The organism is Brachybacterium sillae (genome assembly GCF_025028335.1).
GTDB lineage: Bacteria > Actinomycetota > Actinomycetes > Actinomycetales > Dermabacteraceae > Brachybacterium > Brachybacterium sillae.
In genome coordinates this window covers 2,383,433-2,398,617 of sequence record NZ_JAFEUW010000001.1, presented here as the reverse complement: position 1 = coordinate 2,398,617, position 15,185 = coordinate 2,383,433, and the positions used below count along the sequence as shown (strand labels likewise).

The window sequence follows — 15,185 nt, the reverse complement described above, 5'->3', positions numbered from 1 at the left end:
GCATGCAAGGTTCCGAGATCCTCGATTCCATGCTCGCGTGGCTGCTGTCCGGGGGCGTCCGCATTCTGCTGATCCTGCTGCTGGCGGTGGTGGCCCGGGCCGCCGGTGCGTGGCTGATCCGCCGCGTCGTGCGGGGGGTGGTCGACTCCGGGACCGCGCTGTCCAGCGTCACCCAGCATGTGGTCCGCCGCAGTCGTCGCGACGCGGAGGCCGCGGCGAAGCGGCGTGAGCAGCGCGCCGCGACCCTCGGCACCGTGGCGGTGAACATCCTCTCCGCCGGGGTCTTCATCGTCACGGTGATCATGATCCTCTCGGAGATCGGCGTCGACGTCGGCCCGCTGCTGGCCTCCCTCGGGGTGGTGGGTCTGGCCGCCGGCATCGGCGCTCAGACCATCATCAAGGACGTCATCGCCGGGATGGTGCTGCTGCTGGAGGACATCGTCGCCGTGGGCGACTGGGTGGATCTGGAGCATGCCGAGGGCACCGTCACCAACATCAACCTGCGCGTGACGCAGGTGCGGGGCCTGGACGGCACCCTGTGGACCGTCCGCAACGGAGAGATCATCCGCATCGGCAACAAGTCCCGCGGTTACTCCACCGCGGTGGTGCTGCTGGACATCGACTCCCAGGCCGACAATGCCGTGGTCTCCCAGGTGTTGGATCAGGTGGCGCAGGAGATCTCCGCTGATGAGGAGTGGGCCCCGCTGCTCCGCGACGACGTGCAGATCTCCGGGATCCTCGGTGTGGACGGCACCCGCTTCCGGCGCCGGGTGATGGTCAAGACCGACCCCGGGGAGCAGTGGAGCGTGGAGATGGAATTGCGGCGCCGCATCCGGGTGGCGTTCCAGCGGGCCGACATCCCCTTCGCGCTGCCGAAGTACGCCGAGACCCAGCAGGGCTGACGCCCTCCGCCGCGCTCCGACCCCTGAGAGGATGACGCCATGACGATTCCCCTGCACCCCGAGGGCCCCGGGACGGCCGGGCCCCAGCAGACGTTCTACGAGGCCGTCGGGGGCCACGACACCTTCGTGCGCCTGGTCGACGCCTTCTATGCCGGTGTGGCCGCGGATCCGCTGCTGCGGCCGATGTACCCGGAGGAGGACCTCCAACCGGCGAAGGACCGCCTGCGGATGTTCCTGGAGCAGTACTGGGGCGGCCCGAAGACGTACGGTGAGCAGCGCGGCCACCCGCGATTGCGGATGCGCCACGCCCCGTTCCCCGTCTCCCCCGCCGCCCGCGACGCCTGGCTGCGGCACATGCGCGCGGCGGTCGAGTCGCTGGACCTGCCGCCGCTGCTCGAGGGCACGCTGTGGGACTACCTGGAGCGAGCCGCGCATTCGCTGGTGAACACCGTCGACGGTGGCGAGGCCCCGATGCCGGGCGCGCAGCTGCCCGGCCGCATGGCCTGAGCGCCGGGCCCGGGTTCAGCCGCGGAAGCTGAGCGGCTCCCCCTCGTACTCCGCGACCGCGGCACGCGCCTCGTCACCCAGTCGCACCGGACGCTGCGTCTCACGATCCACGATCACCACGGTGGTCCGGGCCTTCACGTACGGGGCAGCGGCCTCGGCATCGTCGCGCTGCAGGATGAGGTAGTCCACGTCGAAGCTGGCCCCACCCAGCCGCGACAGCCACAGCCGCACCACCACGCCGTCCCGGCGGTGCTCGATCGGCCGAAGGTACTCCAGGCGCTGGGAGGCCACCAGGGTGATCACCGGCGAGTCGGTGGTGCCGAATCCCGCCAGGGCCGTCGGCGGCACGTCCACCCCCTCGCCCTGCTGGTCCTCCGGCGGGGTCCAGAACGCCGCGATGCGTGCCTCCTCCAGCAGCGACAGGGTCGCGGCGTTGTTGACATGCCCGTACGCGTCGAGGTCGGACCAGCGGACGTCCACATGCAGATCGAGATGCGCCATGGGGTGATTGTCGCAGGGATGACCGTGAGGTGGGGGCCGGCGGCGTGCGGGAGAGTCGGCGCCCCTACGATGGCGGTATGGCCGTCTCCCCCGACCCCACGCCCCATGCCGTCTCCGCCGCCCTGCTGTCCCTGCTGGATCTGCGCACGGCGGAGGCCGCGCAGTCCCTGAACCCCGGCACCACCGTCGCGGCGTATGAGGGTGACACCGCCGCCGCCCCCGACGGGCACGTGTTCGGCGGCCAGGTGATGGGTCAGGCCGTGGTCGCCGCCTCCCGCACCGTCCCCGACGGCCGCACCATCCACTCGATGTACGCGTACTTCCTCGCTCCGGGCCGCCCGGGGATGCCGATCCGTTTCGAGGTCGAGAGCCTGCGCGACGGCGGATCCTTCTCCGTGCGGCGGGTGCTGGCCCGGCAGGGGACGTGACGATCTTCGCGATGACCTCCTCGTTCCAGGAGCTGCAGCCCGGACTGGAGCATGAGGGCACCGCCCCCGAGGCCCCGGACCCCGAGCAGCTGCCCACCACCGCTGAGGTGCTGAGGGACGTGGACCACCCGATCGCCCGCTACTGGTCCACGCAGCGCCCGATCGACATCCGCCACGTCACCGACCCGATCTACCTGCGTCCTGATCCGGCCGGTGCCGATCGGCAGCTGGTGTGGATGCGGGCTGTCGCCCCCCTGGAGGCGAGCGCGGCGGTGCATGACGCGATCCTCGCCTTCGCCAGTGATTTCACGCCCTTCGAGCCGATCCTGCGTCGGCACGGACTGGCGTGGGTGACGCCGGGTCTGCGGATGGCCACCATCAACCACGCCCTGTGGTGGCATCGCCACGTGGACCTGAACGACTGGCTGCTGTTGGAGCAGGTGAGCCCGTCGGCGGCGGGCGGACGCGGTCTGACCACCGGGCACCTGTGGACCCGTGACGGGCACCTGGTCGCGACCATCACCCAGGAGGGGATGATCCGCACCGGACGCCCCTGACGCCACCCGTGGCGGACGTCGTGGGTCTCAGGCGGTGGCGTCGTTCGCGGCCTGCTGCGCCTCGGTCAGGGCCTCGGGCACGGGCGCGGTCCCCGCGAAGGCCTCCCGGATGTGAGGCAGCGCAGCGGAGGTCCCGTCGGCGGAGCGCACTCCGGTCTCGGGGCGCGCGACCTGCGGGGTCGGTTCCAGAGCGGCGGCGACATCCACTCCGCGGGCCGTCCAGGCCTCGGTGAAGGCGGAGCGGGCGTCACGGTGCGCGGGGATCCCGAGGTGCGCCTCGGCGAGGGTCCGCTGCAGCGGCGCCGATCCCAGCCATGCCAGCAGCGCCACGGCCCCGTCCTTGCGGGGGCGGGTCCCGTCCTCTGCGTCCTGCTCCTCGGCCAGGGCCCGGGGCGCGCACGCCGCGATGCCGTGCACCAGGGGGCGGCGGCCGGCGGGGCCCGGCACCACCGGGTGCACGCTCCACGGGAGGGTGTCCCCGATGGCGTCGGCGACGACCCGCAGGTCGTACGTCCCGGTCTGGAACAGCGCCAGGCGACCGCGGGTGAACCATTCCCGGGCGAGGGTCGGCGACGCGGCCGAGTCGGCACCGGGCGGGGCGACATGCCAGGTGTTCGCCATGTCCACCAGGTACTGGACAGCGGCGGTGCCCTCCGGAGAGGCGAAGGTGAAGCGCTCGGCCTCGTCCTGCCAGGTTCCGCCGTTGCCAGCGATGAAGGGGCCCAGCACTCCGGCGCGGTCGGGCACCGCCCCGAAGCCGACGGAGGTGAGGCCGGCGGGGTCGAAACCGGATCCCCCGGGGTGGGTGCCGTTCTGGTCGGCGGTCAGCGCACGGGTGGCGGCGCGCAGGGGGTCATCCTCCGCGGCGGGGTCGAAGGACAGTGCTGCGGGATCCACCCCGGCGCCCTCGACCAGACTGCGGTTGGCCAGCAGGACGGTCACGTCCCACAGCATCGGCACCCCCCACAGGCGGTCATCGCGGCGGTAGAGGTCGACGACCTGTGGCTCCCAGGCCTCATCCCCGGGCAGATCCTCACGACTCAGGTCGAGCAGGCCGTCGCTGACCTGGAACTGGGCGAGGTTCGCGGCGTTCATGAGGAACACGTCGGCGGACGTCCCCCCGGCGATGTCCAGAGGGAGGCTCGTCCAGTAGTCCTCCCAGTCCCGCACCTCGACCTGAAGCTTCCAGCCGCTGGCGCGGGTGAACTCGGGGGCCGCTCGGGTGATCGCCTCACCCAGGGGTCTGCTCCAGACCCGCAGCACGAGGGTGTCGGCGGGGACGTCGGTGGCGCTCGTCGGGGTGGGGTCACCGCTGTCGGAGCAGGCCGCGAGCGCGCCGACGCCCCCCGCGGCGAGGGCCGCGAGGAGGCGTCGGCGACTGAGGTCGCTGGTCACGCGGTGGCGACCAGTCCCAGTTCGGCGCGGTCGGCCAGGGCGGGATGCTGCGGGACCACGCGGATCGTGTACCCGGCGGGGCCGGTGGCACCGAGCACCGCGCGGGTGGCCCAGCGGCCGTCGGCCTCCTGCCGCATGGGCAGCAGCTCGACATCCTGCAGCTCACCGTCGCTATCGGGGGTGCCGACGATCGCCTCGACCTGCACGTCCTGCGCGCTCAGCGGGCCGAGCTCCACCAGGGCGGAGAGGGTGACCTCGGCCCCGGCCGGGACCACGTCCCCGCGGGCGCCGTCGAGCCGGACGTCGTGGATCCGCACCTGCGGCCAGGCGTCGGCGACGGTGGCCTTCCAGTCGCTGAAGCGGCGGCGCAGCTGCGGGTCCTCACCGAACGCGGCGGCGGCGCGTGCCGCGGGGGCGTACAGCTCGGTGACGTAGTCCCGCACCATCCGGGAGGAGGTGATGCGCGGGGCGATCTCCACCAGGGAGGCGCGGATCTTCTGCAGCCATCCGACGGGCACACCCTGGGCGTCGCGGTCGTAGAACAGCGGCGCGATGCGGTGCTCGAGGATGTCGTAGAGGGCCTCGGCCTCGATGCGGTTGCGCTCGGCTCGGTCCTCCCGATCGGCGGTGGGGATGGTCCAGCCGGCGTCATCGGTGGCCATCTCGTCCCACCAGCCGTCGGAGATGGAGAAGGTCAGGCCGCCGTTGAGGACCGCCTTCATGCCGGAGGTGCCGGAGGCCTCCTCCGGGCGCACCGGGTTGTTCAACCACACGTCGGACCCGGCCACCAGCACCGAGGCCATGGAGATGTCGTAGTCCGGGAGGAAGGCGATGCGGTGACGCACCCCCGCCTCGTCGGCGAACCGCACCATCTGCTGCATGAACTCCTTGCCGGGGCGGTCCGCGGGGTGGGCCTTGCCGGCGATGACGAACTGCACGGGCCGGTCGGGGTTCAGCAGGATGCGGCGCAGACGCTCGGGGTCCTGCAGCATCAGGGTCAGGCGCTTGTAGGTGGAGACGCGGCGGGCGAAACCGATGGTCAGCACCTCGGGGTCGAGGATGCTGTCGGTCCAGCCGAGCTCCGCCGGGTCGGCGCCGCGCACCAGCCACGACTCCCGCACGCGGCGGCGGGCCATCTCCACGAGATCCCTGCGCAGGGTGGCGCGCACGTCGAGGAGATCGTGGTCGGTGAGGGTGCCCAGGGCGCTCCAGTCGCCCATCGAGGAGATGTCGACGTCCCCGAGGGCCTTCTTGTACAGATCGTCCATCGCGCGGGAGGTCCAGGTGCGCCGGTGCACACCGTTGGTGACGGAGGTGATGGGCACCTCCGGCACGTCGAACCCGGGGTACAGGTCCTGGAACATCTCGCGGGAGACGGCGCCGTGGAGCTGGGAGACACCGTTGGCGCGCTGCGCCAGGCGGAAGCCCATATGCGCCATGTTGAACACCTGACCGCCGGCCTCGGTGCCCAGGGAGAGGGCGGCCTCCACCGGCAGGCCCTCCACCAGGCGGGAGATTCCGGCGGCATCGGCGTCGAGGTACCGGCGCAGCTGGGCGGCGTCGAACCGGTCGATGCCGGCGGGCACCGGGGTGTGGGTGGTGAACACGGTGCCGGCGCGGGTCTCCCCGAGGGCCTCGTCGAAGCTGGCGCCCTCGCGCATGAGGCGGCCGATGCGCTCCAACCCGGAGAAGCCGGCGTGGCCCTCGTTCATGTGGAACACCTGCGGGGTGGGGAATCCACTGGCCTCGCAGAAGGCGTCGACCGCGCGGACGCCGCCGATGCCCAGCACGATCTCCTGGACGATGCGGTGCTCGTGGTCCCCGCCGTAGAGACGGTCGGTGATGGCGCGGGCGTCCTCGTCGTTGGCCTCGAGGTTGGTGTCCAGCAGCAGCAGCGGCACCCGGCCGACCTGCGCCTTCCACAGGGCGATGGCGACCTCGCGGCTGCCGGGCAGGGTCACCGACACCTGCAGCGGCTGGCCGTCGGTGCCGAGCACCCGTTCCACGGCGAGCTTCGAGGGGTCGTTGAGCTTGTAGTTCTCCTGCTGCCAGCCGTCACGGTCGAGGCTCTGCGAGAAGTAGCCCCACTGGTACAGCAGGCCGATCGCGACCAGCGGCACCCCGAGGTCGGAGGCAGCCTTGAGGTGGTCGCCGGCGAGGATGCCGAGACCGCCGGAGTAGATCGGCAGCGTGGGGGTGATGCCGAACTCCATGGAGAAGTACGCCACCGACGGGGTGGCGGGGCCCTGGTCGCCGACGGTCCGCTGGAACCAGCGGGTGGCGCCCATGTAGGTGTGCAGCTCCCCGGCCTCGTGCCGCATACGGGCGAGGAAGGACTCGTCGCGGGCGAGTTCGGCGAGGCGATGCGCGGGCACCAGCGGCAGCATGGCGATGGGGTCCTCGCCGCTGCGCTGGAAGGCCCGCTCGTCGATCATGCGGAACAGGTCGACGGCCTGGCGGCGCCAGGTCCAGCGGAGGTTCAGGGCGAGCTCGCGCAGCGGGGCGAGCTCCTCGGGCAGGTCGGACGCAACCGTGATCGTGCTGATCGGCTTCATGCCTGCGAGGCTACTGGAGGAGGCGGATCCGATGCAGTTCCGGAGGTCCCGCGTCGACGTGCGCTGAACCACGCTCGGCGCCCACGATCCGCCGTCCGGGGCGTGGACGCCCGCTGCTCACCCCATGCGCTTGAGGATCCGCCCCATCATGACCACCTCCACGGCGGTGGCGCCGACGCGGGCGACCTCCTCATCCAGGAAGGCCACGACGTCGGAACGATCGGGCAGGCACACGTTCACGACCACGGAGGTCGGGCCGGAGGTGGCGGCGGCGAACCGCACCGCCGGATGGGCCCGCAGGGCCTTCCCCGCTGCGGTGATCCGCCCCGGGGGATGCTCAGCCACACCATGGCGTCGCCCAGGGCGTCGAGGGCCGCGGGGTGCAGATCGGCCTCCAGGTAGAGGATGCCGTCCTCGATCAGTCGACGGCGGCGCCGCGAGACCGTGGAGGAGTCCATCCCGAGCCGCAGGGCGAGGGTGCTGGTCGGCAGGCGGCCGTCGGTGCTCAGCAGCGTCAGGAGGGCGCGGTCGCGGTCATCGAGGTCCCGGGACGGGCGGTCCACCACCGTCCCGGCGCGCGGCCAGACCTGCAGCAGGGAGGCGACGTGCACCTCGCGCACCTCGTCGTGGTCGACGAGTTGTTCGAGGGCCGGGTCGGGCCCCTCCACGGAGACCAGGCCGCACATGAGCTCCGTGCGGTCCTCGGACAGGCGCACCCACCGGGAGGAGGGCCGGGAGGCGACGGCGGAGGCCATCCGGGCGAGGACGGCGGGGCGGCCGTGGACCCGCACCAGGTGCGCGAGGGTGCCCTCGAAGGTCGGCAGGGTCCGGCCCCGGACCTGGACCACATCGGCGGCCCGCAGACGCTCCAGTCGGCGGGCGGCGGTCCGGGCGCTCACCCCGACCTGGGCACCGAGGTCGGTGACGCTGATACCGGGATCGGCGTCGAGGGCGAGCAGCACGGCCCGGTCCACGGGGTCGAGGTGGATGCGCAGGGGTCCGCGCCGGGGCATGGGGGCTCCTCACTGCTCGGGACACGGCGATGGTGCCGCATTCAGGCACCATCTGCCCCGAGCATGCCGGGATTCGTGCCACCAGCGTGCACCATCTGACGGATCTGTGCATACAGGCGCGAGGACGATCACGGGGTTGCTGTCATGGATCCCGCTGTCCACCCCCTCCCCCACGAAAGACAGGATCTCGATGCGCGCTGCCCCGCGTCCTCCGCCCCTGCATCCTCCGCCGCGGCATCCTCCGCCGCCGTCGAGACCACCGCTGCGTCCACTGCCGCGGTGGAGCCCCCGCACGGGGGCAGTGCACCCACGCCCCCTGCCGTGCCCCCGGGGACGCGCGGTGCGACCCGCGCCATCACCGCCGTCGGTGCCTTCAGCTGCCTGGTGGTGGCCCTGCAGCAGACCCTCGTGGTGCCCGCGGTGCCGCGGTTCGGTGTGCTGCTGGGTGCCGGACCCACCGCCATCGGCTGGTTGGTGACGGCGACGCTGCTCACCGGAGCGATCGCCACTCCGGTGATCGGCCGACTCTCCGACCTGGTGGGCAAGCGCCGCATGGCGGTGCTGTCCATCGCGGCGATCGTGCTGATCGCTCTGACCTTCCCGCCGTCCGTGCCCGATGACCGCGGTGGTTTCGACCTGACCGGTGCCATCCTCATGACGATCGCGCTGAGCGCACTGCTGCTGGCCGTGTCCCGGGGCAACACCTGGGGCTGGGGCAGCCTCGCGACGATCGGCTGCCTGGCGGTGGGTCTCGTCGTCGGCGTCGCCTGGGTGGTGTTCGACCTGCGCGTGGAATCGCCTCTGGTGGACATCCGCACCTCGGCCTCGCGACCGCTGCTGATGACGAACCTCGCCTCGATCGTCATGGGCGTGCTGATGTTCACGAACCTGCTGCTGACCACCCTCACTCTGCAGAACCCCGTGGTGGACGGCGGCTTCGGGTGGAGCGCCGGCGCCGCCGGGCTCGCCATGCTGCCCAACGCCGCGGCCATGTTCGGGGTCGCCGCACTGTCGAGCTCCCTGGCCCACCGCATGGGCCCGCGCTCGGTGCTCGCCATCGGCGCCGTGGTGATCGGCATGGGGTACCTGCTGCGTCTGCTGGTCACTCCGAACGCGGTGGCCGCGATCATCTGGACGACGGTGATCGGCATCGGCGCCGGCATCGGGTACGCCGCCCTGCCGATGCTGGTGGCGCGCTACGCCCCGGTGCGGGAGATGGGGTCCGCCAACGGGGTGAACGCCCTGATGCGGGCGATCGGATCGGCGATCTCCAGTTCGATGGTCACGGCGATCACCACCGCCCTGGCGGTGCGTGCGGCCGGGGCCTCCCATCCCAGCGCCGCGGCGCTCGCCCTCATCGCGGGGCTCGGTGTGATCCTCGCGGGCGTCTCACTGGTGCTCGCCCTCGCCGCCCGTGGTGATGCAGCGACCGAGCGCGCGATCATGGCGCAGAACGCCGCCTGACGACACCCCCAGGAGCCATCATGACCCGTGACCTTCCCACCCCCGGTGCCGGGGCGATCGACACCCACGCCCACGTGTATCCGGCCGAGTACCTCGACCGGCTCGAGGCGATGGGCGTCGACCCGGAGACCACGCGCATCGCCCGCGACATCGACGCCGACATCACCGAGGACGATCTGCGCGAACGCCTGGAATGGATGGACCGCGCCGGTGTCGCCGCCCAGGTGCTGTCGGTGGTGCCGCAGTCGCCCGCCGGGACCGACCCGGAGGCGTCCCTCCGGGCAGCACAGTGGATCAACGACTGCTATGCCGGGCTCGTCACCGCCCACCCCGGCCGCTTCCTCGCCTACGGGGCGCTGCCGCTGCCCCACATCGACCAGTCCCTCGCGGAGCTCGAGCGGGTGCTGACCCTGCCCGGGATGGTGGGCATCGCCCTGCCGGCGGTCCTGGCCGGCGGGGTGACCCTCGACGATCCCCGGCTGGACCCGGTGTGGCAGGCGCTGGATGCGGCGGCCACGGTGGTCTACGTGCAGGCCACCGGCGGCGGGCTGCAGTCTCCGCTGCTGTCCGATCACGGGCACACCTGGGTCAACGGCGCCCCGGTCGAGGATGCCACCGCGGTGCTGCACCTGCTGCGCGCCGACGTCCCGGCGCGGTTCCCGGCGATCCGGTTCCACGTCGCGCATCTGGGAGGCGACCTGCCGTTCCTGGCCCGCCGGCTGGAGGACAACTACGAGGATTGGGGGTCCTTCGCGCAGTCGCCGCTCGAGGCCCTGACGCGGATGTGGCTCGACGCGGCGAACTTCCATGAACCGTCGCTGCGACTGGCGGTGGAGACCTTCGGTCGCGGCCGGGTGATGGCAGGCTCCGACATGCCGTACTTCCGCCGGGAGAAGTACGTGCGGGCCCACGAGAACGTCCGCACCTCCTCCCTGGAGGCGGCGGAGATCGAGGACATCCTCGCGGGGACCGCCCGCCGTCTGTACGGTCTGCCGCCGGTCGACTGACGTGGACGGACCGACGGCGACGACCTGAGGCCGCGGGATGATGCTGGGGCCCCGGGACGCACCGGGGCCCAGCATCATCCCCACTCCCACGCCCGGAGGCCCGATGGCATCCCCCCTGTCCGATTCCCCCACCCCCGGGATGCGCGCCGCCGTCATCGACGAGGTCGGCCGCATCGACGCGATCCACACCACCCACCTCCCTGTGCCCCGGTGCGGCCCCGGAGAGGTCCTCATCCGTGTGCGGGCGGCGGCCATCGACCATGTCGACGTGCTGGTGGTGACCGGCGCCTACCCCACCCGCACACCGTTCCCCTTCGTGATCGGCCGTGACGCGGTCGGTGAGGTCGTCACCGTCGATGGGGAGGCTGTCCCCTTCACCCCCGGGGAGATGGTGTGGACGAACTCCCTGGGATATGACGGGCGTGCCGGCGTGTTCGCCGAGTAAGCGGTGGTGCCGGCGGAGCGCCTGTACCACCTGCCGCGCGACGCCGACCCGGTCGCTGCGGCCGCGGTCCTGCACACCGGGGCCACCGCAGCGGTCGGCCTCACCCAGCGGGCCCCCGTCCGCGCCGGGGACACCGTCCTGGTGGGATCCGCCGCGGGCGGTGTCGGCAGCGCCGCCGTGCAGCTCGCCGTCCAGGCCGGGGCGCGCGTGGTGGCGACAGCCCGGGACGACGACACCGACGCGGTCCGGGCCCTCGGGGCCGAGGAGGTGGTGGACTCGCGGGCCGCTGATCTTCCCGCCCGCCTGCAGGCCGCGCTGCCCGACGGGGCGGACATCGTGTGGGACACCTCCGGGCACCTCGGCCTCGAGCGGGCCCTCGCGTGCGCCCGGCCCGAGGGCACAGTGCTCCTCACAGCGGGCCTCGGCGGCAGTGCGCAGCTGCCGCTGGCGGACTTCTATCCGCGCAACCTCACCCTGCGCGGTTTCGCCATGTCGGCCCTGGGGGTGGAGGAGCTGGCCCTCGCCGCACCCGTGGTCGAGCGGTTGATCGCGGCCGGCGCCCGGACCGTGCGCGGCCGCCGCGTGATCGGCCTGGAGCAGGTCGCCGACGCCTACCGCCGCCTGCTGGAGGGCCGGGCGCGGGACCGGTTCGTCGTCGTCCCCTGAGCATGCGACAGGGCGCCCGCATCGCTCGAGATCCCTCGGTGATGCGGGCGCCCTGTCGTGTGACGGAGGCGACCGGTGTGCGGGGCGCGCCCGCCGGGGTCAGTCGCGGGTGAGACGACGGTGGGTGACGCGGTGGGGACGGGCGGCGTCCTCTCCGAGGCGCTCCACCTTGTTCTTCTCGTAGGCCTCGAAGTTGCCCTCGAACCAGTACCAGCGGGCCGGATCCTCCTCGGTGCCCTCGTAGGCGAGGATGTGGGTGGCCACACGGTCCAGGAACCAGCGGTCGTGCGAGACGACCACGGCGCAGCCGGGGAACTCCAGCAGCGCGTTCTCCAGGGACCCGAGGGTCTGGACGTCCAGGTCGTTCGTCGGCTCGTCCAGCAGCAGCACGTTGCCGCCCTCCTTGAGGGTCAGCGCCAGGTTCAGGCGGTTGCGCTCACCACCGGAGAGCACCCCGGCCTTCTTCTGCTGATCGGGGCCCTTGAAGCCGAACTGCGAGACGTACGCACGGGAGGGGATCTCCACCTTGCCCACCTGGATGAAGTCCAGGCCGTCGGAGACGACCTCCCACAGCGTCTTCTCCGGGTCGATGTTCTCGCGCCCCTGGTCGACGTAGCTGATCTTCACGGTCTCACCGATCTTCAGCTCGCCCGCATCCAGCGGCTCCAGGCCGACGATCGTCTTGAACAGCGTCGACTTGCCCACGCCGTTCGGACCGATGACCCCGACGATGCCGTTCGGCGGCAGGGAGAAGGACAGGCCGTCGATGAGAACGCGGTCGCCGAAGCCCTTGCGGATGTTCTTCGCGTCGATCACCACGTTGCCCAGGCGCGGGCCCGGCGGGATGGTGATCTCCTCGAAGTCGAGCTTCCGGATCGACTCGGCCTCCTTGGCCATCTCCTCGTAGCGGGCCAGACGGGCCTTCGACTTCGCCTGACGGCCCTTCGCGTTGGAGCGCACCCACTCCAGCTCCTCCTTGAGGCGCTTGGCGAGCTTCGCGTCCTTCTTGCCCTGGATCTCGAGGCGCTTCTCCTTCGTCTCCAGGTAGGTGGAGTAGTTGCCCTCGTACGGGTACAGGTGGCCGCGGTCGACCTCGGCGATCCACTGCGCCACGTGGTCCAGAAAGTAGCGGTCGTGGGTCACGGCGATGACGGCGCCCTCGTACTGCTGCAGGTGCTTCTCCAGCCACAGCACGCTCTCGGCATCGAGGTGGTTGGTGGGCTCGTCCAGCAGCAGCAGGTCCGGCTTCTCCAGCAGCAGCTTGCACAGCGCCACGCGGCGGCGCTCACCCCCGGAGAGGTGAGTGACGGGCTCGTCACCGGGCGGGCAGCGCAGCGCATCCATGGCCTGCTCCAGCTGGGAGTCGAGATCCCAGCCGTTGGCGGCGTCGATGTCGGTCTGGAGCTTGCCCATCTCCTCCATCAGCGCGTCGAAGTCGGCGTCGGGGTCCGCCATCTCCTCGCCGATCTGGTTGAAGCGCTGCACCTTGCGGTACAGGTCGCCCATGCCCTCCTGGACGTTCTCCAACACCGTCTTGGACTCATCCAGCGGCGGCTCCTGCAGCAGGATGCCGACGCTGTACCCGGGCGACAGTCGCGCCTCACCGTTGGAGGGCTGGTCCAGGCCCGCCATGATCTTGAGGATGGTCGACTTGCCCGCACCGTTGGGGCCGACCATGCCGATCTTCGCCCCCGGGTAGAAGCTCATGGTGACGTCATCGAGGATGACCTTGTCACCGACGGCCTTACGGGCCTTGTACATCGTGTAGATGAACTCTGCCAAGCTGCTCTCCCTGCTCGCGTGGGTGGTTCGGGTGGGTTCGAGGGGACCGGTGTCCAGGACGGACGGGGCGGTCCGGGTGGGGCGCTCGCCGCAGTCGGCGCGCCCGCGCACCACCCGTCAGAGTACCGGGTGGCGATCGGCGGGGATCAGGTCACTCCAGCGGCACACCGCGGTCGGTGAGGATCTCGCGGGCCTGCGCAGCGCCACGACCGGAGCCATCGTTCGTCGGCCACAGGTGGGCGTCGATTCCCAGCTCCCGTGCTGCCTCGACGTTCCCCTCGACGTCGTCGAAGTAGATCACCTCACGGGGACGGGACACTCCGCCGGTGTGATGGGCGAGGGTCTCCAGCAGGATCTCGTAGATCTCCCGGTCGGGTTTCTGCACACCCTCCTCCCCGGAGATCACAGCGAGGCTGAAGGCCTCGAACCAGTCGGCGCGTCGCACCGCCTGCCCGAAGGCCGCCGAGGTGTTCGACAACAGGGCCAGACGCACCCGGTTGCGGGCGAGGTCGTGGACGAGGGCGCGGGCGGCCGGGTCCAGGCGCAGGAAGTAGCGGTTGTCGGCCTCCTGCAGGTCCTGCGCCTGCTCCTCGGTGAGAGTGGTGACGCCGACGCCGGCGGCGACCCTCCTCCAGTACTCGGTGCGGTCCAGGCGACCGCCGTCGTAATCACGTCGCGGGGCCCACAGGGCCCGGCGCAGCTCCTCCGGTTCCCCGCCCAGCAGCTCCTGCAGATCGGGCACCGGATCGAGGCCGCCGGAGAGGACCCCTCCGAAGTCGAAGACGACGGTGGGCAGGCGGGGTGTGCTGCGGCGGTGGGCTCGGCTCATGATCTCCTCACTGGCAGGTCGGCAGGCCCGCAGCGCTCCCGCTGCGGCCGATCTCGGTCACGGCCCCGAGGGCCTCGTCGAAGGTCTGCACCCGCACCACGGTGAGGCCGTCGGGCACGTGGCCGAGGACCTCATCGCAGTTCGCGGCGGGGGCGAGGAAGAACTCGGCGCCCTCCTCCCGGGCACCGATCATCTTCTGGCGGATCCCGCCGATGGCGCCGACCTTCCCGGCGTCGTCGATGGTGCCGGTCCCGGCGATCTCGCGTCCACCGGTGAGGGGCCCAGGAGTGAGTTCGTCGTACACCCCGAGGGCGAAGATGGTGCCGGCGCTGGGGCCGCCGATGTCTCCGACGGCGATGCGCACGTCCACCGGCAGGTCGTACCCGGGGGCGAGGACGACGCCCATCCGGGGGGTGCCGTCCACCATCCGGGTCGGCACCCGCACGGTGGTCTCGGTGCCGTCACGGCGCACCCGCACCTCGACGGGTCGCCCCTCCGGGGTGCCGGCGGAGGCATCGCGCAGAGCCTGGACCTCGGTGGAGGCGGTGCCGTTGATCGCGAGCACCTGGTCACCGGGTCTCAGGACCCCTTCGGCGGGGGCACCCTCCTCCACGCCCGCGACCACGACGACGGCAGGAACCTCCCGCCCGAGCTCCCGCAGGGCCACGGCGACGGCGGTCTGCTGGGAGGTGGACATGTCGACGCTGTTGATGAGGGCGGTCTGGTCCTTGGTCTGGCCCTCGGGGAACACGGCCTCCCGGGGCAGCACCTTCCGGGTCGGGTCCACCCAGGCGCGCAGCACCTCGACGCCGTTCACCGGGTACCCGGGGCCGCCGTTCACGGAGACGGTGGTGAGCATGAGGCTGCCGGTGACCGGGTAGGTGCGCTCGTCCTCGACGGAGACGATGTCCTTGCCGTCGAACTCCCCGAGCACATCCACGGCAGGGCCGGGGCTCTCCACGGCGTACGGCACCGGCATCAGCATCCCTCCCAGCAGGAGGACACCCATCGCCGAGAGCGAGGCGAGCGCGGTGCGGGGTCGGATCGTCACCGGGTCATTGTGCCGCACCAGGGTCTGCCCTAGGACGTGTTGCTAAATCCATTGCAAGGCGGCGGAGAGGCAGAGCCCTGCCG

At 71.7% G+C, this 15,185-nt stretch carries 16 protein-coding genes; 8 read left to right on the top strand and 8 right to left on the bottom strand.

The features are described 5' to 3' along the window. The first annotated feature begins 2 nt into the window (after nt 1-2). Both JSY14_RS11060 and JSY14_RS11055 read left to right on the top strand, forming a co-directional pair. Nucleotides 3-902, top strand: a complete 900-nt coding sequence (locus JSY14_RS11060) for a mechanosensitive ion channel family protein (protein ID WP_259559080.1) — start codon at nt 3-5, stop codon at nt 900-902. Nucleotides 903-941: 39 nt separating this feature from the next. Then, nucleotides 942-1,409, top strand: a complete 468-nt coding sequence (locus tag JSY14_RS11055; RefSeq protein ID WP_259559078.1) for a globin — start codon at nt 942-944, stop codon at nt 1,407-1,409. A gap of 15 nt (nt 1,410-1,424) precedes the next feature. Here JSY14_RS11055 and JSY14_RS11050 read toward each other — a convergent pair whose 3' ends face one another. Continuing rightward, a complete protein-coding gene (locus JSY14_RS11050) occupies nt 1,425-1,910 on the bottom strand; it encodes an acyl-CoA thioesterase (RefSeq protein ID WP_259559077.1) in 486 nt (161 codons plus the stop codon). Between the two features lie 77 nt (nt 1,911-1,987). Here JSY14_RS11050 and JSY14_RS11045 point away from each other — a divergent pair, with 77 nt between their 5' ends. After that, nucleotides 1,988-2,338 (top strand): acyl-CoA thioesterase, encoded by a 351-nt coding sequence (locus tag JSY14_RS11045; protein WP_259559076.1) that lies wholly within the window; start codon nt 1,988-1,990, stop codon nt 2,336-2,338. An 11-nt stretch (nt 2,339-2,349) separates the two neighbouring features. Beyond that, entirely contained in the window at nt 2,350-2,895 is a 546-nt protein-coding gene (locus JSY14_RS11040; RefSeq protein WP_349773611.1) for an acyl-CoA thioesterase, read from the top strand. A gap of 27 nt (nt 2,896-2,922) precedes the next feature. Here JSY14_RS11040 and JSY14_RS11035 read toward each other — a convergent pair whose 3' ends face one another. From JSY14_RS11035 to JSY14_RS11020, 4 genes are all read right to left on the bottom strand, one after another. Further along, a complete protein-coding gene (locus tag JSY14_RS11035) occupies nt 2,923-4,290 on the bottom strand; it encodes an extracellular solute-binding protein (protein WP_259559075.1) in 1,368 nt (455 codons plus the stop codon). Next, nucleotides 4,287-6,845 carry an alpha-glucan family phosphorylase gene (gene glgP, locus JSY14_RS11030; protein ID WP_259559073.1) on the bottom strand — a complete coding sequence of 853 codons (2,559 nt, stop codon included), beginning with the start codon at nt 6,843-6,845 and terminating at the stop codon, nt 4,287-4,289. The genes JSY14_RS11035 and glgP overlap by 4 nt, the downstream gene beginning before the upstream one ends. A 117-nt stretch (nt 6,846-6,962) precedes the next feature. After that, nucleotides 6,963-7,127, bottom strand: a complete 165-nt coding sequence (locus JSY14_RS11025; RefSeq protein ID WP_490715678.1) for a hypothetical protein — start codon at nt 7,125-7,127, stop codon at nt 6,963-6,965. Next, nucleotides 7,082-7,858: a winged helix-turn-helix transcriptional regulator gene (locus tag JSY14_RS11020; RefSeq protein WP_259559069.1), complete on the bottom strand. Its 777-nt coding sequence runs from the start codon at nt 7,856-7,858 to the stop codon at nt 7,082-7,084. The genes JSY14_RS11025 and JSY14_RS11020 overlap by 46 nt, the downstream gene beginning before the upstream one ends. 321 nt (nt 7,859-8,179) lie before the next feature. On the opposite strand from JSY14_RS11020, the gene JSY14_RS11015 reads away from it, so the two are divergent. The 4 genes from JSY14_RS11015 (at nt 8,180) to JSY14_RS11000 (ending at nt 11,440) form a co-directional block, all read left to right on the top strand. Then, a complete protein-coding gene (locus tag JSY14_RS11015) occupies nt 8,180-9,322 on the top strand; it encodes an MFS transporter (protein ID WP_259559067.1) in 1,143 nt (380 codons plus the stop codon). Nucleotides 9,323-9,342: 20 nt separating this feature from the next. Next, nucleotides 9,343-10,329, top strand: a complete 987-nt coding sequence (locus JSY14_RS11010; RefSeq protein WP_259559066.1) for an amidohydrolase family protein — start codon at nt 9,343-9,345, stop codon at nt 10,327-10,329. Between the two features lie 103 nt (nt 10,330-10,432). Then, the gene (locus tag JSY14_RS11005) at nt 10,433-10,774 is read left to right on the top strand and encodes an alcohol dehydrogenase catalytic domain-containing protein (RefSeq protein ID WP_259559064.1); all 342 of its coding nucleotides are present in this window, start codon (nt 10,433-10,435) and stop codon (nt 10,772-10,774) included. Between the two features lie 6 nt (nt 10,775-10,780). Then, nucleotides 10,781-11,440 carry a quinone oxidoreductase family protein gene (locus tag JSY14_RS11000; RefSeq protein ID WP_259559063.1) on the top strand — a complete coding sequence of 220 codons (660 nt, stop codon included), beginning with the start codon at nt 10,781-10,783 and terminating at the stop codon, nt 11,438-11,440. Between the two features lie 99 nt (nt 11,441-11,539). Here the strand turns inward: JSY14_RS11000 and ettA are convergent, their stop codons facing one another. The 3 genes from ettA to JSY14_RS10985 form a co-directional block, all read right to left on the bottom strand. Then, nucleotides 11,540-13,222 (bottom strand): energy-dependent translational throttle protein EttA, encoded by a 1,683-nt coding sequence (gene ettA, locus JSY14_RS10995; protein ID WP_259559062.1) that lies wholly within the window; start codon nt 13,220-13,222, stop codon nt 11,540-11,542. A 151-nt stretch (nt 13,223-13,373) separates the two neighbouring features. Further along, nucleotides 13,374-14,051, bottom strand: a complete 678-nt coding sequence (locus tag JSY14_RS10990) for an HAD family hydrolase (RefSeq protein ID WP_259559060.1) — start codon at nt 14,049-14,051, stop codon at nt 13,374-13,376. Nucleotides 14,052-14,058: 7 nt separating this feature from the next. After that, the gene (locus JSY14_RS10985; RefSeq protein ID WP_259559059.1) at nt 14,059-15,102 is read right to left on the bottom strand and encodes a YlbL family protein; all 1,044 of its coding nucleotides are present in this window, start codon (nt 15,100-15,102) and stop codon (nt 14,059-14,061) included. Nucleotides 15,103-15,185: the final 83 nt, after the last annotated feature.